At 67.8% G+C, this 21,790-nt stretch carries 22 protein-coding genes; 12 read left to right on the forward strand and 10 right to left on the reverse strand.

Annotated features, from left to right (window positions below):
- Nucleotides 1-2: 2 nt before the first annotated feature.
- From gspM to gspG, 7 genes are all read right to left on the reverse strand, one after another.
- Entirely contained in the window at nucleotides 3-554 is a 552-nt protein-coding gene (gene gspM, locus IG196_RS03765) for a type II secretion system protein GspM (protein WP_101491072.1), read from the reverse strand.
- A complete protein-coding gene (gspL, locus tag IG196_RS03770; protein WP_192195085.1) occupies nucleotides 551-1,762 on the reverse strand; it encodes a type II secretion system protein GspL in 1,212 nt (403 codons plus the stop codon). Before gspL ends, gspM begins: the two co-directional genes overlap by 4 nt.
- A gap of 129 nt (nucleotides 1,763-1,891) precedes the next feature.
- Entirely contained in the window at nucleotides 1,892-2,926 is a 1,035-nt protein-coding gene (gspK, locus tag IG196_RS03775) for a type II secretion system minor pseudopilin GspK (RefSeq protein WP_101491070.1), read from the reverse strand.
- Complete coding sequence (locus IG196_RS03780; RefSeq protein WP_192195086.1) at nucleotides 2,923-3,612, reverse strand: type II secretion system protein J; 690 nt, start codon at nucleotides 3,610-3,612, stop codon at nucleotides 2,923-2,925. Before IG196_RS03780 ends, gspK begins: the two co-directional genes overlap by 4 nt.
- Nucleotides 3,612-3,992 (reverse strand): type II secretion system minor pseudopilin GspI, encoded by a 381-nt coding sequence (gspI, locus tag IG196_RS03785; RefSeq protein WP_192195087.1) that lies wholly within the window; start codon nucleotides 3,990-3,992, stop codon nucleotides 3,612-3,614. The genes IG196_RS03780 and gspI overlap by 1 nt, the downstream gene beginning before the upstream one ends.
- The gene (locus IG196_RS03790) at nucleotides 3,989-4,495 is read right to left on the reverse strand and encodes a prepilin-type N-terminal cleavage/methylation domain-containing protein (protein ID WP_192195088.1); all 507 of its coding nucleotides are present in this window, start codon (nucleotides 4,493-4,495) and stop codon (nucleotides 3,989-3,991) included. Before IG196_RS03790 ends, gspI begins: the two co-directional genes overlap by 4 nt.
- Nucleotides 4,470-4,910 (reverse strand): type II secretion system major pseudopilin GspG, encoded by a 441-nt coding sequence (gspG, locus tag IG196_RS03795; RefSeq protein WP_056573020.1) that lies wholly within the window; start codon nucleotides 4,908-4,910, stop codon nucleotides 4,470-4,472. The genes IG196_RS03790 and gspG overlap by 26 nt, the downstream gene beginning before the upstream one ends.
- Before the next feature lie 50 nt (nucleotides 4,911-4,960).
- Here gspG and IG196_RS03800 point away from each other — a divergent pair, with 50 nt between their 5' ends.
- Nucleotides 4,961-5,596: a type II secretion system protein N gene (locus tag IG196_RS03800; protein WP_192195089.1), complete on the forward strand. Its 636-nt coding sequence runs from the start codon at nucleotides 4,961-4,963 to the stop codon at nucleotides 5,594-5,596.
- A 36-nt stretch (nucleotides 5,597-5,632) separates the two neighbouring features.
- Here the strand turns inward: IG196_RS03800 and ilvA are convergent, their stop codons facing one another.
- Nucleotides 5,633-7,219 carry a threonine ammonia-lyase, biosynthetic gene (gene ilvA / locus IG196_RS03805; protein ID WP_192195090.1) on the reverse strand — a complete coding sequence of 529 codons (1,587 nt, stop codon included), beginning with the start codon at nucleotides 7,217-7,219 and terminating at the stop codon, nucleotides 5,633-5,635.
- Between the two features lie 265 nt (nucleotides 7,220-7,484).
- Between ilvA and IG196_RS03810 the strand changes: the two genes are divergently transcribed.
- Complete coding sequence (locus IG196_RS03810; RefSeq protein ID WP_192195091.1) at nucleotides 7,485-7,934, forward strand: OsmC family protein; 450 nt, start codon at nucleotides 7,485-7,487, stop codon at nucleotides 7,932-7,934.
- A 27-nt stretch (nucleotides 7,935-7,961) separates the two neighbouring features.
- Here the strand turns inward: IG196_RS03810 and coq7 are convergent, their stop codons facing one another.
- Complete coding sequence (gene coq7, locus IG196_RS03815; RefSeq protein WP_192195092.1) at nucleotides 7,962-8,591, reverse strand: 2-polyprenyl-3-methyl-6-methoxy-1,4-benzoquinone monooxygenase; 630 nt, start codon at nucleotides 8,589-8,591, stop codon at nucleotides 7,962-7,964.
- A 281-nt stretch (nucleotides 8,592-8,872) separates the two neighbouring features.
- On the opposite strand from coq7, the gene IG196_RS03820 reads away from it, so the two are divergent.
- The 10 genes from IG196_RS03820 (at nucleotide 8,873) to ygiD (ending at nucleotide 20,258) form a co-directional block, all read left to right on the forward strand.
- Nucleotides 8,873-10,096, forward strand: coding sequence for a porin (locus IG196_RS03820; protein WP_192195093.1), 1,224 nt, complete (start codon nucleotides 8,873-8,875; stop codon nucleotides 10,094-10,096).
- Between the two features lie 186 nt (nucleotides 10,097-10,282).
- Nucleotides 10,283-11,263: an ABC transporter permease gene (locus IG196_RS03825; protein WP_056573001.1), complete on the forward strand. Its 981-nt coding sequence runs from the start codon at nucleotides 10,283-10,285 to the stop codon at nucleotides 11,261-11,263.
- A gap of 1 nt (nucleotide 11,264) precedes the next feature.
- A complete protein-coding gene (locus tag IG196_RS03830) occupies nucleotides 11,265-12,548 on the forward strand; it encodes a M20 aminoacylase family protein (RefSeq protein WP_192195094.1) in 1,284 nt (427 codons plus the stop codon).
- Between the two features lie 34 nt (nucleotides 12,549-12,582).
- On the forward strand, nucleotides 12,583-14,163 hold the full coding sequence (locus tag IG196_RS03835; protein WP_101491059.1) for an ABC transporter substrate-binding protein: 1,581 nt from the start codon (nucleotides 12,583-12,585) through the stop codon (nucleotides 14,161-14,163).
- A 74-nt stretch (nucleotides 14,164-14,237) separates the two neighbouring features.
- Complete coding sequence (locus tag IG196_RS03840) at nucleotides 14,238-15,149, forward strand: ABC transporter permease (protein WP_101491058.1); 912 nt, start codon at nucleotides 14,238-14,240, stop codon at nucleotides 15,147-15,149.
- 21 nt (nucleotides 15,150-15,170) lie between these two features.
- The gene (locus tag IG196_RS03845) at nucleotides 15,171-16,241 is read left to right on the forward strand and encodes an ABC transporter ATP-binding protein (RefSeq protein ID WP_192195095.1); all 1,071 of its coding nucleotides are present in this window, start codon (nucleotides 15,171-15,173) and stop codon (nucleotides 16,239-16,241) included.
- Nucleotides 16,238-17,278, forward strand: coding sequence for an ABC transporter ATP-binding protein (locus IG196_RS03850; protein WP_192195096.1), 1,041 nt, complete (start codon nucleotides 16,238-16,240; stop codon nucleotides 17,276-17,278). Before IG196_RS03845 ends, IG196_RS03850 begins: the two co-directional genes overlap by 4 nt.
- Nucleotides 17,275-19,116 (forward strand): glycosyltransferase family 2 protein, encoded by a 1,842-nt coding sequence (locus IG196_RS03855; protein WP_192195097.1) that lies wholly within the window; start codon nucleotides 17,275-17,277, stop codon nucleotides 19,114-19,116. The genes IG196_RS03850 and IG196_RS03855 overlap by 4 nt, the downstream gene beginning before the upstream one ends.
- Nucleotides 19,103-19,252, forward strand: coding sequence for a hypothetical protein (locus IG196_RS03860; RefSeq protein ID WP_192195098.1), 150 nt, complete (start codon nucleotides 19,103-19,105; stop codon nucleotides 19,250-19,252). Before IG196_RS03855 ends, IG196_RS03860 begins: the two co-directional genes overlap by 14 nt.
- A gap of 100 nt (nucleotides 19,253-19,352) precedes the next feature.
- Nucleotides 19,353-20,258 carry a 4,5-DOPA dioxygenase extradiol gene (ygiD, locus tag IG196_RS03865; protein WP_192195099.1) on the forward strand — a complete coding sequence of 302 codons (906 nt, stop codon included), beginning with the start codon at nucleotides 19,353-19,355 and terminating at the stop codon, nucleotides 20,256-20,258.
- A 28-nt stretch (nucleotides 20,259-20,286) separates the two neighbouring features.
- Here ygiD and zwf read toward each other — a convergent pair whose 3' ends face one another.
- Complete coding sequence (zwf, locus tag IG196_RS03870; RefSeq protein WP_192195100.1) at nucleotides 20,287-21,759, reverse strand: glucose-6-phosphate dehydrogenase; 1,473 nt, start codon at nucleotides 21,757-21,759, stop codon at nucleotides 20,287-20,289.
- Nucleotides 21,760-21,790 lie beyond the last annotated feature (31 nt).

Raw genomic sequence — 21,790 nt, forward strand, 5'->3', positions numbered from 1 at the left:
CGTCAGCGCGGGGCGGGCAGCGCCATCACGAGCGTGCCGTCCCAGCGGGGTTGCGGTGGTTGGTCGGGCGTGGCGGGCGCAGGCTTGGCGCCCGGCGGCGGCGGTGCGACGGGCGCGCGCGTCAGGTGCACTTCGCGCGGCACGGCGTGGGCATTGCCGCGCGCCTGTGCGAGCCATTGCGCCAGGTTCTGGGCGGGCGCGCCGCGCAGCGTGACGGTGGCGCCGCCGTCGCCACCGGCCGTCATGAGCTGGGCGTTCGTGACGCCGAGGCCGTCGCGCACCGAGCTTTCGAGTGCGCGCAGTGCGTCGTCGCGCGCCAGCCGCGGTTGCGACTGCAGCGCCTTCGCGCGGTTCTGAAGGGTAGCCATCTGCTGGAGCTGGGCGTCGAGCCGTGCGTGTTCGGCCGGTGCCGCGGCCAGCGTGCGCAGCGCGGGGGCGAGCGCAATCCACCAGAGCAAGGCCAGTGCCACCAGCGCGACGGCGCCGATGACGAGGCGGCGCTCGCGCATCCCGAGGACGGCCCAGCGGGCCTTGAGTTGTTCGCTGAAGTTCATCGGTTGGCCTCGGCCTGCACCAGCAGCAGATCGCCCTCGGTGCGCACCTGGTAGCCGCGCGGCGACAGCACGCTGGTGATCTGCGTGACCTCCTGCGGCTGCAGCCCGAGGCCGCGCAGGCGCAGCTGGCCGGCGCTGAAATCGATCGCGCTCGGGGAGCGGCCGGGCGGCAGGGCGGCGGCGATGGCGCCGACCATGGGTTCGAAATCGCTCGGTGCCACGTCGCCCACGGCCTGTTGCAGCGCGGCAACCTCGCGGCCCATCTGCAGCGGCGCGTCGACCACGATCTTCACCGAGGGGAATGTTTGCGTGAGGATGGCGCGCGTGGCCTGGCGCTTGGACTCGAGCGCGTTGCGCTCCTTCCAGGCCCAGGCGTTCAGGCCGATGAGTTGCGTCAGCAGCAGCACCACGATGCCCCAGCGCGCAGCGCGCCATTCGGGCGCGAAGCGCAGCGTCTGCAGCACCGAGGCGAACTTCTTGCCGGCGCGCGCGCGGCCCGTCACGGCGAGGTCGAACTGCGCGAGCTCCCAGGGCGTGCGCGTGGCGTGCAGCCAGCGCTGCGGCGCCTGCACGATCGGTACGCGGCGCTCCAGCAGGTGTTCGGCCGCTTCGGCCACGGCGGGTTCGGTGCTGATCACGGCGGTGTCGAGCGGCAGGCTGCCCGACAGGGCCAAGCCCGCGCCGGCCAGCGGCAGCGAGACCACGCCGTCGCCGTCGCAGACCGAGAGCTGCGGCGCTTCGGCCTCACCCGTGATCTGCAGCAGCGGCGGCGCATCGGCGGGCTGCGGCGTGAATTCGGGAACGATGCGCACGACGCGCCGGCCGGCCGCTTCGAGCCCCTGCACGACGCTGCGCAGCCAGATGCGGTTGCAGGCCGCGACCCACACGGGCTCGCCGGCCTTGGCGTCGGGTGCGAGTGCGAAGTGCAGGGTTTCCGGTTCGTCGAGCAGGTGCTCTTCGAGCAGGCCGTCGAGCACGGCGCGCAGCTTCGAGGTGCTGCCCATGCTGCCCTTGGGCAAGGTGACGCGGTGCCACGAGAGCGCCGCGGACGGAATGCCGAGCGTGACCTCGGGGCCCGACGGCAGCAGTGCCAGCAGCGCACGGCCCTGGTCGCGCAGGGCGATGCCGTCTTCACCGGCCTGGGCCCAGTCGTACTCACCCGCGGCATCGGCCGGAGGGAGGGGAGCAATGAGCAGCAGCGGGGTCATGTAGGGGGTGTCGGAAAAGCCGGAGATTGTAGGGGGTGGCTTACAAGTTGTTGCTATTGTTTGAATAGCATACCTTGCAGAGACTACGTGCGTTTGACGGTGTTTTGAGTGGACAAAAGTTAACGGGACTCAGGGTTTTGCCGGAGGCGTGGTGGCGCCCGCGCCACGGGTGCGCCAGACGGTGGTCACGGCCAGGCCCTTGCGAAAGAGCAGCGAATGTTCTTCGACCCAGGTGCGGTCGAGCCGCAGCCGGCCGTACACCTCGAAATACTGGGTGCCCACGCCGTGCTGGGCCGCGTTGAAACGCGAGCCGCCGCTGGGCAGGCCGGCGTTGGCCTCTTCGATGTTCTTGAAGAAGGATCGGGTGCGCCGCTCCACCAGCTGGCGCGCGCTGGCAATGCCCAGCGATTCGACGCTCGCGCTGATGGCCTCGGCGCTGGCCGTGTTGAGGTTGAGCGTGGTGCGCTCCGGCAGGATCGTCACGTAGGGCTCGAGCGCGGCGGCGGTGGCGGGTGAGAGACCGAGCCACACGAGTTGCGCGACTTCCTGCGGCATCAGCGGGGCGCCGCCGGTGTCGGCGCTGGCATCGCTGCTGCCACCGCCGCTACCGGCCGAGGCAGCGTCGGTGCTGCCGGTGTGCAGCGCGCTCGCGAGCCGCGTGGTCATCTGGCCGAGCTCGCCGGCCGGCAGGCCGAGCAGGTTGAAGAGCCGCGTGAAGGTGGCCACGCTCGCGGGCACCGGCTTGCCGGCATCCACCAGCGACAGCACGTTGAGCTTGGACTGCGCGTCGACGATGCGGCCCGACAGGAACGCGTCGGGCAGGCCTTCGAGGTTGTCGCTGGCCACGTTCTTTTCGGCCGAGAGAAAGCTGGTGAGGCGGGCTTCTTCGAGGGGCACGGCCCATGGCTCGCCGAGATGGTCGGGGCCGCCCGCGCGGCCGTCTTCGCCGAGGATCAGGCGCGACCAGTCGAGCGCGCCGATCAGCACCCAGGCCGCCTGCACGCGCGCGCGCTCGGCGCCTTCGACTTCGGCGGAGCGCCACTGCTGCCAGAGCGCGGCGGCGGAAAAGGTGGCGACCAGCATCACGGTCAGCATGGCGGCGAGCAGCGCGGCGCCGGACTGGCGGCGTGTGCTTGCCGTGCGACTTGGTCGCGGCGCGGTCATGAGCGCGGCCCTCCGAGCGTCGGCCGGACCCAGTCGCGCGTGAGCGTGCCCGAGAGCCCGTCGCCGGGCGGCAGGTTCAGCACGAGCCGCACGCCGTCGGGCATGGCGACGAGTGCGCCGGCCGGGTTGGACGGGTTCGCCGCCGCGACGGGCAGCGGCTCCGCCGGCACCCAGGCGTTGTTGCGGAAGTACGCGAGCTGCCAGCTGTTGACGGGCATCAGCGCCACATCGGTGGCGCCGCCGGTGGGCGCGGCGCCATCTTGTGCCCAGGCGGCTGCGAGGTTCCAGGCCTGCACCCATTCGCCGCGCGTGGCGAAGGGCGCCGATTGCCAGCGCCGCCAGCGCGTGCCGTCGGCGCCGGGGCGCAATGTCCACGCAACGACCTGCACGGTCGGCGTGCTGGTGTCGCTGCCGCGGCGCGTCATGCGCAGCACGCGGCCGTCCCAGTCGATCGGACGGGTCTGCGCGAGCAGGGTGACGGCATCGAGGTCGGCGCTCCATTGCGCGAGCGTGGCCTGCAGCGTGAGCACCGCGTCGGCGCGCAGCTGGTTCTGCGTGGTGGCGCGCGACATGCTGTCCAGGCCGCGCCAGCTCACGAGTGCGAGCAGCGCCATCACGGCGATGGCGACCAGCAGCTCGATCAGCGTGAAGCCGCGTGCGCGCGAAGGCTTGCGGATGTGCGCCATCAGACGCGCCCCACCACGGTCGAGACGCGCAGCAGCGGCGCGCTGCCTTCGTCGCGCACCTGCACGTCGACGCGCCGGAAGTTAGGGTTGAGCGTGGGGACCGTCGTGGTCGTCACGAGGAAGGTGAGGCCGGCCTGCAGGCAGATCGAGCCCGAGTCGCCGATGGCCGGCATCTGCCGCGACAGGCGCGCCTTGGCGAGTTCGTTTTCGGCGCACAGGCCGGCCAGCACGAGGTCGGACTGGCGCTGCGCATTGCGCGTGAGCGACATCGTGGCCTGCGAGCCGGCCGCGAGCGCGAGCGCGACGATGCCGAGCGCGATCAGCACCTCGATCAGCGTGAAGCCGCGGCTGGAGCCGGCGCGCCGCAGCCGTTGTGTCATGGCACGGCGAACACGGTGAAGGGCCGCAGCCCGTCGGTGGCAACGCGCAGCATGCGCGCGGGCGGGCCTTCGCTGTGCAGCATGACCTGCTGCGCCGGAATGATCGGGTCGGGCCCGAGCTGCAGCGCCGCCACCGGCGTGCCGCCGCCCAGCAGGGGCTGGGCAGTGATGCCCGCGTGGATCCAGCCGGTGGGAAGTGCGTCGGCCGGCAGCCCGTCGAAGACGAAGCCGCCGCCTTCGACGAGGCGCCAGCGCACCATGACGCCGCTGGCGCGCGACTGGGCACGGGCCGATTCGAGCAGGGCGGCGAGGCGGTCGGCCTCGCGGTCGAGCGCGGCGGCGTTGCTGTCGCGCATTGCGAAGCTCACGCTGGCGGTCGCGATCGCGATGATCGCGATCACCACGATCAGCTCCAGCAGCGTGAAGCCGCGCACCGCGCGAGGCGTTGGCAGCACGACGCGGCCGGGGGCGATGCGCTTACTGCCAGCTGCCGATGTCGGCATTCTTGCCCTCGCCGCCGCTCTGTCCGTCGGCGCCGAAGGAGAGCACGTCGATTTCGCCCTTGATGCCCGGGTTCATGTATTGGTACGGATGGCCCCAGGGGTCGTTGGGCAGCTTCTCGACGTAGGGCTTCCAGTTGGGTGCGGCCGGGCCCGCGGTGGGACGGGTCAGCAGCGACTGCAGGCCCTGCTCGGCGGTCGGGTAGCGCTGGTTGTCGAGGCGGTAGAGCTTGAGCGCCTGCATCAGGTTGTTGATGTCGGTGCGGGCGGCGGTGACGCGGGCGTCGTCGGCGCGCTCGATCACGTTCGGGACGATCAACGCCGCGAGCACGCCGATGATGACAAGCACCACCATGAGTTCGATCAGCGTGAAGCCGCGCTGGGCGGTGCGGGAGACGGAACGAAGGAGTTTGTTCATAGCTTGCGGGGACATGAGGCAGTAAGCGCGCTGCATGATAATCCGCGGCCATGACAAGTCCTTACTCCGCAGCCCGCTGGCATGCCCCACTTGCAACGACGGGGCTTTGGGCGTTGGCCGCAGGCGCCGCGGTGTTCTGGGCGCTGCGGCTGGCGTCCCCGGCCGATGCCGTGGCCGCTGCGGCCACGATGCCGCGAGCACCGGTCGCGGCCGATGCCGAGGCGGTGGCCCGGTTGCTGGGCGTGGTCACGGTGACGTCGAACGCCCCCGTGGCACCGGAGGCCGCGAGCCGCTTCGCGCTGTCGGGCGTGGTGGCGGACCCGTCGAACCAGGGCGCGGCGCTGATCTCGATCGACGGCAAGCCGCCGCGGCCGTTCCGCGTCGGCTCGAAGGTCGGTGAAAGCTATGTGCTGCAGTCGGTGGGTGTGCGCGCAGCGACGCTCGGCGCCCAGCGCGACGGGCCGGCGGCGTTCACGCTGCAGCTGCCGGTGCGTGCGCCGCTGAGCATGGGGCTTCCGACGCCGCCTGCCGGTCTGCCCACGGTGTCGTCACCTGCGCCGGCCGGGCCCTTGCCGGCCACGATGCCGGCGGTGGTGATGCCGCCGCAGCAGCAGCAACTGCAACCTGCCGCCACGGCGGGTGCTGCGATGGAGCCGCCGCCGCAGGCGCAGAGCCCTGCGCAGTAAGCGCAGCGGTCTCTATCTCTTTTCTTCTTCTTTCGCTCAGGCCTGAAGGAACAGGCGGTAGGCCGGGTTGGCCGTTTCCTCAACGCAGGGGTAGCCCAGCGTTTCGAGGAAGCTGTCGAAGGCGGCAGACTCTTCGGCCGGCACCTGCAGGCCCACGAGGATGCGCCCGTAGTCGGCGCCCTGGTTGCGGTAATGGAACAGGCTGATGTTCCAGTTCGGCCGCATCAGGCTCAGGAACTTGAGCAACGCACCGGGACGCTCGGGGAACACGAAGCGCAGCAGGCGCTCGTCGTGCGCCAAGCCCGTGCGACCGCCCACCAGGTGGCGCAGATGCTCCTTGGCGAGTTCGTCGTGCGTGAGATCGAGCGCATCGAAGCCGTGCTCGATGAAGACCTTCGCGATCGTGGCTGACTCACCGCGCGCCGAGGTCGTGAGGCCGACGAACACGTGGGCCTTGGCCGCGTCGCTGATGCGGTAGTTGAACTCGGTCACGTTGCGCGGCGCACCGCCGGCAGGCAACTCGCTGATGAGTTCGCAGAAACGGCGGAAGCTGCCGCGCTCTTCGGGGATGGTCACGGCGAACAGCGCTTCGCGTTCTTCGCCGACCTCAGCCCGCTCGGCCACGAAGCGCAGCCGATCGAAGTTCATGTTCGCGCCGCACAGGATCGCCGCGTAGGTCTCGCCCTGGCGGCCGTGTTCGGCTACGTACTGCTTGATGGCCGCCACGGCCAGCGCACCGGCCGGTTCGACGATGCTGCGCGTGTCGACGAACACATCCTTGATGGCGGCGCACACGGCGTCGGTGTCGACCGAGATGTAGCTGTCGACCAGGTTCTGCGCGATGCGGAAGGTTTCCTCGCCGACCAGCTTGACGGCCGTGCCATCGGAGAACAGGCCGACGTCAGGGAGGTTCACGCGTTGGTGCGCGGCGACCGATTGCATCATCGCGTCAGAGTCGTTCATCTGAACGCCGATCACCTTGATCTCGGGCCGCACGGCCTTGATGTAGTTGGCCACGCCGGAGATGAGGCCGCCGCCGCCGATCGCCACGAACACCGCATCGAGCGGGCCCTGGTGCTGGCGCAGGATTTCCATCGCGATGGTGCCCTGGCCCGCGATGACATCGGGGTCGTCGAACGGGTGAACGAAGGTCAGGCTCTGCTGCGCCTGCAATTCGAGCGCATGCAGGTAGGCGTCGGAATAGCTGTCGCCATGCAACACGATCTCGCCGCCGAAACCGCGCACTGCATCAATCTTCAATTGCGGCGTTGTCACGGGCATCACGATCACCGCACGCGTGCCGAGCTTGCGCGCGCCGAGCGCAACACCTTGTGCGTGGTTGCCGGCCGATGCGCAAATCACACCGCTCGCCAATTGCGCTTTGCTGAGGTGTGCCATCTTGTTATAGGCACCGCGCAGTTTGAAACTGAATACGGGTTGCTGGTCTTCGCGCTTGAGCAAGACGGTATTGCCTAGGCGCTCGCTGAGCGCGCGCGCCTTCTCCAGCGCGGACTCGACGGCCACGTCGTAGACCCGTGCGTTGAGGATTCTCTTGAGGTAGTCGGCGGGCGTGAGCGCCGGAGCGGGTGCGTCGGGCACGGTCTTTTCCAGGGGAGTGTTCATGAGCGAACCGGCGATGATAAGAGGCCCGGCCCCCAGGGGCGCGCACAAAGAAAAAAGCCCCGAGTCTTGCGACTCGGGGCTAAATCCACCAATTGGAAGGGTGGAGGAGACAACTGGGTGCGCACCATGAAGTGCACAGCAATGAAATAGAGTATACCCACCCTTTGCTGCGACGCAACAAGCGGGCGATGCTTTTCCCACACACAAAACCGATGTTGGCGTGCACTTTTGCGCACCAACTCATCCCAATTGGAACTGAAACACCATGGAATGCACAGTAAGTTGGACCGGTGACGCAGGCACCCGATCGGCCATGGGCTTCGTGGCCGAGACTGGCAGCGGCCACGTCCTGATGATGGACGGGGCCCCGGATGCGGCCAAGCCCGAGAACGGCGGACAGAACCTGGCCGCGCGGCCGATGGAAACCGTGCTCGCGGGCACCGGGGGCTGCACGGCCTACGACGTGGTGCTCATATTGAAAAGAGGGCGCCATCGCGTCGAGCGCTGCAGCGTCAAGCTGACCAGCGAGCGTGCGGAAAAGGACCCCAAGATCTTCACGAAGATCCACATGCACTTCACCGTGGCGGGTAAGGGAATTCCGGCTACCGCGGTAGAGCGGGCGATCGCTCTGAGCCACGAAACCTACTGCTCGGCCAGCATCATGCTGGCGAAGACGGCGGAAATCACGACCAGTTTCGACCTGATCGAGACCTGAAGACACCCTGCGGCGACGCCCGCGAGGTCAAATCCGGTGCGCTACGGTCGTCATGACCCGTGATGCCAGGCGCATGAGGGCCTTGGCCGGCGCCGGCAGTTCAGCCGCGCCGGCGTCCACGGCTTGCGTGGCATGGCGGGCTTCGTCGATCTTCATCTGCTCGACCACGGCACGGGAGGCGTGATCGGTCGGCGGCAGGCGATCCAGGTGGCTTTCGAGGTGCGCCTCCACTTGGCGCTCGGTTTCTGCAACGAAACCGAGGCTCAAGGGATCGCCCAGACGCCCCGCAATCAGCCCGAGGCCGAAAGCGCCGGCATACCAGAGCGGGTTCAGGAGGGACGGGCGGGCGCCCAGGTCGTCCAGTCGCTGCCGGGTCCAGGCCAGATGGTCGGTTTCTTCATGCGCGGCTTCCAGGAAATGGGCGCGCAATGCCGGGTCACGCGTCACGGCGGCCTGGGCGGTGTACAGCGCCTGTGCGCACACTTCACCCACATGGTTCACGCGCATCAGGGCGCCGGCTTCGCGGCGTTCCGACTCGCTCAATTCACCTTGAGGCTCGATCGCCGGAGGAAGCGCCCGAGTGGCGTGAGATCGGGCAAAAAGCGTGCGCAAAGCCGCATCGGCGGCAGTCAGGGCTGGGTCGAACAAGGCGGTCATGGGTCTATTTGAACCCACCTGCCCAGTGATGCAAGGCGGCCACATTTTGTTTCACATCGTGGAAAAACAACTCGCCTAAGTCCTTTGTTGCACGACTGCAACGAAACACGCGGGGCTTCCAAGATTTAGGGCGATTTGTTTTGCCCTGTTGCAGTGGCTCTGGTGCAATAGCATCAACTTCCCAAAAGGAGGTTGGCCCGGGGTCCGGTGGGAGCACAAAGTGCCAGTCACGGTGAGCCCTTCGCACCGGAGCCCTATGTTTAACCTTGGAGAAACTTGCAATGAAAAAATCTCTAGTTGCTCTGGCTGCCCTGGCTGTCGCCGGTGTTGCCTCGGCTCAGTCGTCCGTCACTCTGTTTGGTGTGGTCGACGCGTCGATCAGCGGCTACTCGTCCACCTCGCGTGACCTGCGCGGCGCCACGTTCGTCGACCCGTTCTACCTGAACCGTGGCAGCGTCAAGGTCAGCCGTACGGCTCTGGCCAACTCGGGTTACAACTCCAGCCGTCTGGGCTTCCGTGGTACGGAAGACCTGGGTGGCGGCCTGGCAGCCAGCTTCTGGCTCGAAGCCCCGATCACCAATGACGACGGCGCAACCGGCGTGTCGACGTTCGCTCGTCGCTCGACCGTGAGCCTGTCGGGTGGTTTCGGTGAAGTCCGCCTGGGTCGTGACTACACCCCGACGTTCTGGAACGACACCGTGTTCGATCCGTTCGGCACCAACGGCGTTGGCACCAACCTGATCTCGACGGCCAGCGGTTTCAACACCACCGGCGGTTCGGGTGGCTTTGGTGGCAACCCGAACTACGTTCGCGCCAGCAACACCATCGGCTACTTCCTGCCCCCGAACCTGGGCGGCTTCTACGGCCAAGTGCAGTACGGCTTCCACGAGAAGGACAAGTTCAGCCCTGGTACCGCTACGCCTAACGTCGCGAACAACTCGCGTACCGGCCGTTACGTCGGTGGCCGTTTCGGCTACGCCAACGGTCCTCTGGACGTGGCGCTGGCTTATGGCAGCAGCACCTCGGGTGACCAGTTCTACGCTGGCGTGACCAACAAGGTCAACACGCTGAACCTGGGCGCTTCGTATGACTTCGGTCCCGTGAAGCTGTTCGGTGAAGTGTCGCGCGTCAAGAACAAGGTCGACTACGAAGTCACCCCGTTTGCTAACGCCGCTGCTGACACCGATCTGACCGGTTACCTGCTGGGCGTGACCGTGCCCGTCGGTGCTGGCCTGATCCGCGCTTCGTACTCGCACGTCAAGTACGACTTCAACCAACCCGAGTCGTTCTTCACGCCCCGCGTTTCCGACCCGAAGGCTAACAAGCTGGCTATCGGCTACGTGCACAACCTGTCGAAGCGCACGGCTCTGTACGCTACGGTTGCTCGCGTGAGCAACAAGAACGGTGCAGCCCTGACCGTTGGCGGCCCGGCCTTCATCAACAGCGGTGTCTTCACCCCGAAGAACTCGACCGGCTACGACTTCGGTATCCGTCACGCTTTCTAATTTGATGCTGGCGTAAGCCAGCTTCGAATCGAAAGACTCAAAAGCCACCTGGCGCAAGCCGGGTGGCTTTTTTCATTCGGGGTGCGCCTGCTCGCACTCGTAAAGATTGCACCTCCACCCCCGGGGAACCCCCGTGCGGGCACGCTGCTTGCACTGCTAGCATGCCGCGATCACTCTTGTTGCTGAATGACTGCCTTTGTACTGCGCCGCCTGATCCAGGCCGTGATCGTGATGATCGCGGTTGCGTTCATTGCCTTCCTTCTCTTTCAATATGTCGGCGACCCGGTCGTGTTCCTGCTGGGACAGGATGCCAAGCCCGACCAGATCCGTGAAATGCGCGCCGCATTGGGGCTCGACCGACCCTTCTTCGTGCAGTTCTGGCATTTCCTCGTCAATGCCGCACAAGGCGAGTTCGGCCTGAGCCTGCGTCAGGGCGCCAAGGTGTCGCGCCTGATCGGCGAGCGCTTCCCGGCCACGCTCGAACTCGCACTCGTGGCCGCGGCTCTGGCCCTGTTCGTCGGCATCCCGATGGGCGTGTACACCGCGTTGCGCCGTGGCACCTTTATGAGCCAGGTGTTCATGACCGTGTCGCTGCTCGGCGTGTCGCTGCCCACCTTCCTGATCGGCATCCTGCTGATCCTCGTCTTCGCCGTGACGCTGGGCTGGTTCCCGAGCTTCGGGCGCGGCGACACCGTGCAGTTCGGCTGGTGGACCAGCGGCCTGTTCAAGGCCGACGGCTGGCACCACATCATCCTGCCGGCGGTGACGTTGGCGATCTTCCAGCTCACGCTGATCATGCGGTTGGTGCGCGCCGAGATGCTCGAGGTGCTGCGCACCGACTACATCAAGTTCGCGCGCGCCCGGGGCCTGTCGAACCGCGCGATTCACTTCGGCCACGCGCTCAAGAACACGCTGGTGCCGGTCATGACCATCACGGGCCTGCAGCTCGGCGGCCTGATCGCCTTCGCGATCATCACGGAGTCGGTGTTCCAGTGGCCGGGCATGGGGCTGCTCTTCATCCAGGCCGTGACCTTCGCGGACATCCCCGTGATGGCCGCCTACCTGTGCCTGATCGCGTTGATCTTCGTGGTGATCAACCTCGTGGTCGACCTGTTGTACTTCGTGGTCGATCCCCGGCTGCGCGTGGGCAAGGCGGGAGGCCATTGAGGTGAGTGCCGCCGCAACAGCAACGGCCGCTGCAACGCCGCGCCTGCAGGCCTCCGGCCGGGCCTTCGCGCACATCGCCAGCTTCTACCCCGAAATCACGGCCTTTCGCCGCGACCTGCATGCCAACCCCGAGCTCGGCTTCGAAGAGGTCTACACCTCGGGCCGCGTGCGCGAGGCACTGCGCGCTTGCGGCGTGGACGAGATCCATGACGGCATCGGCAAGACCGGCGTCGTCGGCGTCATCCGTGGCAAGTCGACGGCCAGCGGTCGCATGATCGGCCTGCGTGCCGACATGGACGCGCTGCCCATGCGCGAAGACAACGACTTCGGCTGGCGCTCCGCCAACGACGGCCTGATGCATGGCTGCGGCCACGACGGCCACACGGCGATGCTGGTCGGCGCCGCGCGCTACCTGGCCGAGACGCGCGACTTCGATGGCACCGCCGTGCTGATCTTCCAGCCCGGCGAAGAAGGCTTTGCCGGTGCGCGCGTGATGATCGAAGACGGCCTGTTCGACCGCTTCCCGGTGAACGCTGTCTATGCGATGCACAACTGGCCCGCGATGCCGGCCGGCACCGTCGGCATCAACCGCGGCGCGATGATGGCCGCGGCCGACCGCGTGACGATCGAGATCAAGGGCAAGGGCGGCCATGGCGCGCACGCCTACCAGACCATCGACCCCGTCGTGGTGGCCGCGCACATCATCACCGCGGCGCAGACCATCGTGTCGCGCAGCGTGCGCCCCATCGACGCGGCCGTCGTCAGCATCTGCGCCGTGCAGGCCGGCGACCTCGGCGCCATGAGCGTGATCCCGGGCGAGGCCACGCTGGTCGGCACCGTGCGCACCTTCAGCGCGCGCGTGCAGGCGCAGGTCGAGCAGCGACTGAGCGAGCTGTGCACGGCCATTGCCACCGGCTTTGGCGCGACCGCGACGATCAAGTACGAGCGCATCTACCCGGCCACCATCAACACCGCGCCCGAGGCGATGTTCGCGGCCGACGTGGCCGAGTCGCTGGTCGGTGCGAAGAACGTCGACCGCAACCTGGAGCCCAGCATGGGCGCCGAAGATTTCTCCTTCATGCTGCAGAAAAAGGCCGGCGCCTACCTGCGCATCGGCCAGGACGCCCGTAGCGGCGCCTTCCTGCACAACAGCCGCTACGACTTCAATGACGAGATCCTGCCGCTCGGCGCCGCATTGCATGCGGGGCTGATCGAGCGGGGCATGCCGCTTGCCGCCACCCGCGGTACGCAGCCAGAGCAAGCAGCCGCCACCGCGGCTTCTTGATGTATTTTTTGATCCCAACCCGAGGAGTGTTCCCATGAGTTTCAAGAAGAAAGCGGCCGCGGTCGCCGTCCTGTGCGCTCTGAGCGCCGTCAGCATGGTCGCGAGCGCGCAGACCATCCGCATCGCGAACCAGGGCGATGCCCTGTCGCTCGACCCGCACTCGCTCAACGAGTCGCTGCAACTGAGCGTCACCGCCAACGTCTATGAAACTCTCGTGGGCCGCAACAAGGACCTGAGCCTGGCACCGCTGCTGGCCACGAGCTGGAAGCAGACTTCGCCGAACGTGTGGCGCTTCGAGCTGCGCAAGGGCGTGGTGTTCCATGACGGCACGCCGTTCAGCGCCGACGACGTGGTGTTCAGCTTTGCGCGTGCGCAGGGCGACGGCTCCGACATGAAGGCCACGCTCAGCGAGATCAAGGCCGTGCGCAAGGTCGGTGACCTCGCCGTCGAAATCGAAACAAACGGCCCGTTCCCGATCTTGCCCGACGTGATCTCGCTCACCATGATCATGAGCAAGAAGTGGTGCGAGGAAAACCAGGCCACCAAGCCCGTCGACCGCCGCAAGGGCATCGAGAACACGGCCTCGTTCAAGGCCAACGGCACCGGTCCGTTCCGCGTGCGCGAACGCCAGCCCAACGTGCGCACCGTGTTCACGCGCAACGGCACCTACTGGGGCAAGATCGACGGCAACGCGCAGGAGATCGTGTTCACGCCCATCGCCAACCCCGCGACCCGCGTGGCCGCGCTGGTCTCCGGCGAAGTCGACGTGATGGAGCCCGTGCCCGTGCAGGACATCGCGCGCATCAACGCTGCGCCCAACGCCCGCGTCATCACTGGCCCCGAGATGCGCACCATCTTCCTGGGCATGGACCAGAAGCGCGACGAGCTGCAGTACTCGAACGTGAAGGGCAAGAACCCGTTCAAGGACAAGCGCGTGCGCCAGGCCTTCTACCAGGCCATCGACATCGCCGGCATCCAGCGCACCGTGATGCGCGGCGCCTCCAAGCCCACCGCGCTGCTCGTCGGCCCGGGCATCAACGGCTGGACCGCCGATCAGGACAAGCGCTTGCCCTTCGACGTTGATGCCGCCAAGAAGCTGCTGACCGAAGCCGGCTATCCGAACGGCTTCGAAGTCTCGATGAACTGTCCGAACGACCGCTACGTCAACGACGGCCAGATCTGCCAGAGCGTGGCCGCCAACCTCGCGAAGATCGGCGTGAAGATCAACCTCGTGGCCGAGACCAAGGGCACCTACTTCCCCAAGATCCTGCGCCGCGACACCAGCTTCTACATGCTGGGTTGGACCCCGACCACCTACGATTCGCACAATGCGCTGAGTTCGCTCACCTCGTGCCCCGACGACAAGGGCACGGGCCAGTTCAACCTGGGCGCCTACTGCAACCCCAAGCTCGACGAGCTGACCAAGAAGATCCAGTCCGAGTCGGACAAGGGCAAGCGCAACGAGATGATCAAGGAAGCCTTCAAGGTCCATTCCGACGACATCGGCCACCTGCCGCTGCATCAGCAGTCGCTGGCCTGGGGCGTGAGCAAGAAGGTCGAGCTGGTGCAACTGGCCGACAACTTCATGTACTTCAAGTGGATGAGCATCAAGTAAGTCGACCGTGGGCCGCTGCCTGAGCGGCCCGACCATGGGCCCGCTTCCTGCGGGCCCATTCTTTTTTGCCCACGATGAAAAAAACCCTTGCCCGCTGGCTCGACAGCGATGTCGGCTACAGCTTCCGCAATTCGCCGGTGGCGATCGCTGCCGCCGTCATTGCGCTGGTGTGCGTCTTCTGTTCGGTGTTCGCCGGATGGGTGTCGCCGCACAATCCTTTTGACCTCGCCACCCTCGAACTCGGCGACGCCCGCCTGCCGCCAGCCTGGAACGCCGAAGGCTCCTCCAAGTACCTGCTCGGCACCGACGACCAGGGCCGCGACATTCTTTCGGCCGTGATCTACGGCGCGCGCATCTCGCTGATCGTCGGCGTGGTGTCGGTGGTGCTGTCGGTCGTGGTCGGCGTGGTGCTCGGCCTGCTGGCTGGCTTCTTCGGTGGTTGGCTCGACTCCTTCCTCATGCGCGTGTGCGACGTGATGCTGTCGTTCCCGCCCATCCTGGTCGCGCTGCTCATCGCCGGTGTCGGCCGTGCGCTCTTTCCGAGCGCGCACGAATCGCTGGCCTTCGGCGTGCTGATCATTTCGATCTCGCTCACGGGCTGGGTGCAGTACGCGCGCACCGTGCGCGGCTCCACGCTGGTGGAGCGCAACAAGGAATACGTGCAGGCCGCGCGCGTCACCGGCGTGGCGCCGCTGCGCATCATGTTGCGCCACGTGCTGCCCAACGTGATGGGGCCGGTGATGGTGCTGGCCACCATCCAGGTCGCGACCGCGATCATCACCGAGGCCACGCTGTCGTTCCTGGGCGTCGGCGTGCCGCCGACCTCGCCCTCGCTGGGCACGCTCATCAGCATCGGCAACCAGTACCTGTTCTCGGGCGAATGGTGGATCACGGTGTTCCCGGGCCTGATGCTGGTGCTCATCGCACTCAGCGTGAACCTGCTCGGCGACTGGCTGCGCGACGCGCTCAATCCGCGCTTGCGCTGAACAGAAAAGGACAACGCCCCCATGACGCTGCTCCAGGTCAAAGACCTCGTCGTCGAATTTCCGCACCGCCGCGGCACGCTGCGCGCGATCGACCGCATTTCCTTCGACATTGCGCCCGGAGAAATCCTCGGCGTGGTGGGCGAATCGGGTGCGGGCAAGTCGCTCACCGGCGCGGCCATCATCGGCCTGCTCGAACCGCCGGGCCGCGTGGCCAGCGGCGAGATCCTGCTCGAAGGCCAACGCATCGACAACCTCGGCTTCGACGCGATGCGCCCCATTCGCGGCCGCAAGATCGGCGCGATCTTTCAAGACCCGCTGACCTCGCTGAACCCGCTGTACACGGTGGGCCGCCAGCTCATCGAGACCATCCGCACCCACCTGCCGGTGACCGAATCGGAAGCGCGCAAGCGCGCCATCAGCCTGCTGCAGGACACCGGCATTCCCGCCGCCGAACAGCGCATCGACCACTTTCCGCACCAGTTCTCGGGCGGCATGCGCCAGCGCGTGGTGATTGCCCTGGCGCTCGCGGCCGAGCCCAAGCTCATCGTCGCCGACGAGCCGACCACCGCGCTCGACGTGTCGATCCAGGCGCAGATCATCCAGTTGCTCAAGCAGATCTGCAAAGACCGCGGCGCGGCGGTGATGCTCATCACCCACGACATGGGCGTGATCGCCGAAACCTGCGACCGCGTGGCCGTGATGTACGCGGGCCGCATCGCCGAGATCGGCCCGGTGCACGAGGTGATCCATCAGCCCGCGCATCCCTACACCTCGGGCCTGATGGCGTCGATTCCCGACATGACGGTCGACCGCGAACGGCTCAACCAGATCGACGGCGCCATGCCGCGGCTCAATGCCATCCCGACCGGCTGTGCCTACAACCCGCGCTGCCCGCGCACCTTTGCACGCTGCCTGACCGAACGGCCCGAGCTGATGCATGCGGGCGCCACGCGCGCCGCCTGCTGGCTGCACGACGCCGCCGATCCGCATGCGGGCCAGGCCGAGATCGCCGCGCAACACCACGACGCCCTGGCGGCCGGCGAGCGCGCCACGCCCGAGGCGACCGAACCCCTCGCGGAGGTGACCCGATGAGCGCCGTGATCGAACCCCGCAAGGACGCTGCGGCGACCAAGGCCGGCGAGCCGCTCGTGGTCGCGCACGACCTCGCGCGCACCTTCGACGTGTCGCCGCCCTGGCTCAACCGCGTGCTCGAACGCAAGCCGCGCGTGCTGCTGCATGCGGTCGACGGCGTGAGCTTTTCGATCGAGCGCGGCAAGACGCTCGCGCTGGTCGGCGAATCGGGCTGCGGCAAGAGCACCGTCGCGCGCCTGCTGGTGGGCCTGTATGCGCCGACTCGCGGCGGCCTGCAGTTCGACGGGCAGGACGCGCACGCCGCGTTCAAGACGCCCGAAGGCCGGCAGCTGCGCCGTCGCATCCAGATGATCTTCCAGGACCCCTACGCGAGCCTCAACCCGCGCTGGATCGTCGAAGACATCATCGGCGAGCCGCTGCGCGAGCACGGCATCCTGAGTGACAAGGACGCGCTGCGCCAGCGCGTGGGCGAGCTGCTGCAGTCGGTCGGCCTCTCGCCGCTGGACATGAGCAAGTACCCGCACCAGTTCTCGGGCGGCCAGCGCCAGCGCATCTCGATCGCCCGCGCGCTCGCCACGCAGCCTGAGTTCCTGGTGTGCGACGAGCCCACCTCGGCGCTTGACGTGAGCGTGCAGGCGCAGGTGCTCAACATCATGAAAGACCTGCAGCGCGAGCAGGGCCTGACGTACCTCTTCATCTCGCACAACCTCGCCGTCGTGCGCCACGTGGCCGACCAGGTCGGCGTGATGTACCTGGGCCGGCTGGTCGAGGTGGCGGACAAGCAGAAGCTCTTCGCCGACCCGCAGCATCCGTACACCCGCATGCTGCTCGACGCGATCCCGCAGATGAAGCACACCGGCCGTGCGCGCACGCCGGTGCAGGGCGAAGTGCCGAACCCGCTGAACCCGCCGACCGGCTGTGCCTTTCATCCGCGCTGCCCGCACGCGAATGCGCGCTGCTCGTCGGAACGGCCGTCGCTGTTGAGCCTGAAGGGCGTGCAGGTGGCCTGCCACGCCGTGGAGGAAGGCCGCTTGTGAGCGAAGGCGGCAGCCCGCAGGGCTGGCCGGCGGATAACTTTCCGTACCGGCCGCACCTGCGCTTCTGCTCGCTGGGCAATGAGAACGTGCAGGAGGTGATGGAGGGTTTTCGCCTCGCCTGCGAACGCCTCGGCTACACGACAAGCATCGCGCCGGGGCCAGGTGTCGACAACGACGACATCAACCTTTTCTTTTTCGCGATGGGCCTGAGCCTGCCCTCGGACGACGAGTTGCCGCCGAACGCGATCGTCGTCAACTTCGAGCCGGCCCTGCCAGCGTTGCTCGCGGAGATGCCCGGTTACCAACGGCTGCTGCAGCGCGCCCACGTGTGGGAGTACAGCCTCGAGAACATGGTGCACCACCCGGCGCTGGGCATCTACCGCTCCGACTACGTGGGCCCGGGCTTCGAGCCGCTGGCCACGCCGTTGGTGCCGGCGTCCGAGGTGCTGGACGATGCGCAGCAGGACATCGACGTCATCTTCTTCGGTGAGACGACTCCCCGGCGGCTGCAGGTGCTGGAGGCGCTGACGGCCGCCGGACTGCGCGTCGCTTATCCCTTCGGCACGGCCTGGACGCCGGCGCAGCGCGACGCCTTGCTGCCGCGCGCCAAGGTCGGGCTGAACATGCGCAAGGCCGACCACTCCAGCACCGTGGAGCTGCCGCGCCTGTCGATCCTGCTGCGGCATCGCAAGGCCGTGGTGTCGGAGCTGTACCCCCATTCCGAGATTCCGCAGGTGCTGCGCGACGCGGTCGAAGGGTGCACGAAGGACGAACTGATCGACCGCGTGCGCGCGCTGGTGGCCGATGCGCCGCGGCGGCGTGCACTGGAAATCGCGGGGCCGCGAGCGCTGCAATCCTTGCCGCCGCAGCATGAGGTGCTGGCGGGCGCGATGCAGCGCTACCTTGCGGCGGCCCGGCAGCGGTGGGTGGGGCAGCAGGCACGGCGCACGGGTGAGCCTGCCTCGCAGGTGTCGGTGCTGATGGTGACGCGCGACGACGAGACACACATCGTGGAGGCCCTGGCATCGATCGCCGAGCAGAGCCTCGCACCGCACCAGATCATCGTGGTGGACGACGGCTCCACCGACGCCACCGTGGCCGTGGTTCGCGCGCGCATGGCGGCCGATCCGCGACTGGCCGGGTTGCTGCTGTTGCAGGCACCCGTTCCGATGGGATGGGCCGCCGCCGCGCAATGGGGCTTGATGCAGGCGCACGGTGACGCGCTGGCGCTGTGGTCGCCGACCGTGCGCTGTGCGCCCGAGCGCTTGCAGGTGCAGTCCGCGTTCCTGCGGGCATCGCCGGAGATCAGCGCGGTCGGTGCCTGGTACGTCCGCGACGGCGATACGGAACCGCCGCCGATGCAGCGCCTGCCGGAGATGCACGAGCAGATCCTGGCCGCGCTGCTGGCCCATCTGCCGCATGAACAACCGCTGCTGATGGGCGGCCTGATGCTGGCGCTGCCTCGCATCCAGCAGCGCGGGCTGGGCTTCGACGCCACGCTCGGCCGGTTCGCATGGCTCGGCCTGCTGCTGGAACTGGTGCGCGGCGGTGCGCGGCGGTGCGCGGCTCGCCAACCTCGGCATGGGCCTGATTCGCCTGACGCGCCACCACGCCGCGGGCCTTGCGGAAACCGATGTGATGGCGCTGGCCCATGTGCGGGAGCGCTTGCTGCCGCTGGTCTTCCCCGATGTGCCGTCCGCCGATGCGCAGCGGCTGGCCCGGCTCTACGGCCAGCAGTGGGCGCCCGATGCCGACGATGCCGCGGCGCTGCTGCGCGACATGGCGAGCGCCTGCGAGCGGCAGGGCGACGTCCACGCGACCACGGTGCTGCGCGGTGAAAGCCTGCGCGTGCTGGCGGTGTATGCAGAGAACGGGCGACTGGCCCCGGGCTACATCGACACGCTGATGCGCGAGCCCTTGCTGCGCGATTTCCTCGCGCCGCTGGGCGAGCGTCTGCGTGCATTCGTGCCGTGATCCTGGCGTTTGCGCCTCACGGTGTGCGTAAACGCACTTTCCCTGCCATCACTCTGTTGCACAGTCCCGGGTTGGCCCCGAACCCCCACCCCCTGACACGATGACCTCCACCCCGATGACCCGCCTGCTCGGCCGCCGCGGCTTTCTCATGGGCTCGGCGCTGGGCGCGACCGCCGCGCTGGCGTCGATGAGCGAGATCGCGCACGCGGCCGGCGCAGCACCCGCGCGCCGCATGCCCGTCATCTTCATCGGCCACGGGTCGCCGATGAATGCGCTCGCGGACAACGCCTTCACGCGCCGCCTCGCCGCCTGGGGCCGCGAGCTGCCGCGCCCCACGGCCATCCTCAGCGTGTCGGCGCACTGGCTCAGCCAGGGCGCGACCGGCGTCACGGTGCATACGCGGCCCAAGACGATCCACGATTTCGGCGGCTTTCCGCAGGCGCTGTTCGACATCGAGTACCCGGCGCCGGGTCATCCCGCGCTCGCACGCGCGGCGGTCGGCGCCGTCAAGCAGACGCCGGTGATCGCCACCGAGCAGTGGGGGCTGGACCACGGCACCTGGAGTGTGCTGAAGCACCTGTACCCGAAGGCCGACGTGCCGGTCTTCCAGCTCAGCATCGACTACGACAAGCCGGCGGCGTTCCACCATGCGGTGGGGCGCGACCTGTCAGCGTTGCGCGACCAGGGTGTGCTCGTGATGGGCAGCGGCAACGTGGTGCACAACCTGCGCGTGACCGACCGCGGCACGCCCGACGGCCCGAAGGCCAGCCGCCCGTGGGCGCAATCTTTCGATGATGCGGTGAAGGCCGCGCTGGCCGGCCGGGACGACCGTGCGCTCATCGGCTACGAGAAACTCGAGGGGGCGTCGACCGCCGTGGCCACGCCGGATCACTACTTTCCCTTCCTGTATGCCCTGGGTGCTGCGGCGCCGGGCGAGCGTGCGAAGACCGTCTACGAAGGCTTCCAGTCGGGCACGCTCGGCATGCGCTGCCTTCAGTTCGGCTGAAGGAAGGCCGCGCAGCCTTGCTGCTGCGTTACTGCTCTTCGCCCCAGGCGAAGCCGTCGCGCGCGATCATGGCGCTCGATGCGCTGGGGCCCCAGGTGCCGGCCGCATAAGGGCGCGGGCCGCCGTCGGATTCCCAGGAATCGATGAGCGGCTCGACCCAGCGCCAGGCTTCTTCCTGCTCGTCGCTGCGCACGAACAGGTTGAGGCGGCCGTCGATCACGTCGAGCAGCAGGCGTTCGTAGGCGCCCACGCGCTCGGCGCCGAAGCGCTTGTCGAAATCGAGGTCGAGCTGCACCGGCGCCAGTTGCGCGGCGCTGGGATGGCCGTTGCCGCCGCGCTGCCGGTTGTCCTGGGCCTGCGCGAGCATGTGCAGTTCCAGGCCGTCTTTCGGCTGCAGGTTGATCACGAGCTTGTTGACGTTGCCCGCGGGCGCGCGGTAGATCGCGTGCGGCGTCGGGCGGAAGTTGACCTCGATGCGCGCGTCGCGCGAGGCCAGCCGCTTGCCGGTGCGGATGTAGAAGGGCACGCCGGCCCAGCGCCAGTTGGCGATTTCGGTGCGCAGCGCCACGAAGGTTTCGGTGCGGCTGTCGGGGTTCACGCCCGGCTCGTCGCGGTAGCCCTGCACCCGCTCGCCGTAGGCCGTGCCGGCCGTGTACTGGCCGCGCACCGCATGCAGGCCGAGCGTCTCGGGCGTCCAGGGCTTGAGGGCGCGCAGCACCTTGAGCTTTTCGTCGCGGATGGCGTCGGCGTGGGCGTTGATCGGCGGCTCCATGGCCACGGCGCACAGCAGCTGCAGCGCGTGGTTCTGCACCATGTCGCGCAGCGCGCCGGTCTGGTCGTAGAAGGCGCCGCGCTTTTCCACGCCGAGGTCTTCGGCCATGGTGATCTGGATGTTGGCGATGTGCTCGCGGCGCCAGATGGGCTCGAACAGCGCGTTGCCGAAGCGCATCGCGAACAGGTTCTGCACCGAGGGCTTGCCCAGGTAGTGGTCGATGCGAAAGACCTGCTTTTCTTCGAGCACCTTGCCCACCGCGGCGTTGATGGCGCGGTTGGAGGCCAGGTCGTGGCCCAGCGGCTTTTCGAGCACGACGCGGGTGCGCGGGCCGTTGAGCCCGGCGGCGGCGATCTGCTCGACCACCTGGGTGAAGAGCGCGGGCGCCGTGGCCACGTACATCACGACCGTCTTGGCGTCGCGCTGCTGGAGCAGCTCGGCCAGGCTGGCGTAGTCGGCGGGCTTGGACAGGTCCATGCGCAGGTAATGCAGCATGGAGGCGAACTTCTTGAACTCTTCCGGGGAGGGGCGCTTGGCGCCTTCGACGGCGCTGAAGCGCGACTGGATCAGCTCGCGGTACTGGTCGTCCGACAGGTCGTCGCGTGCCACGCCGACGATGCGTCCGTCCTGCGGCAGGCTGCCGTGCCTGAAGGCCTGGAACAAAGCGGGCATCAGTTTGCGCCACGCAAGGTCGCCAGTACCGCCGAACAGAACGAGATCGAAGCTCATGAGAAAACTTTCCTTTTGTCTGGATGCAGAG

Origin of the sequence: Variovorax sp. 38R, assembly GCF_014843395.1 — a bacterium.
GTDB classification, from domain to species: Bacteria; Pseudomonadota; Gammaproteobacteria; order Burkholderiales; family Burkholderiaceae_C; genus Variovorax; species Variovorax paradoxus_H.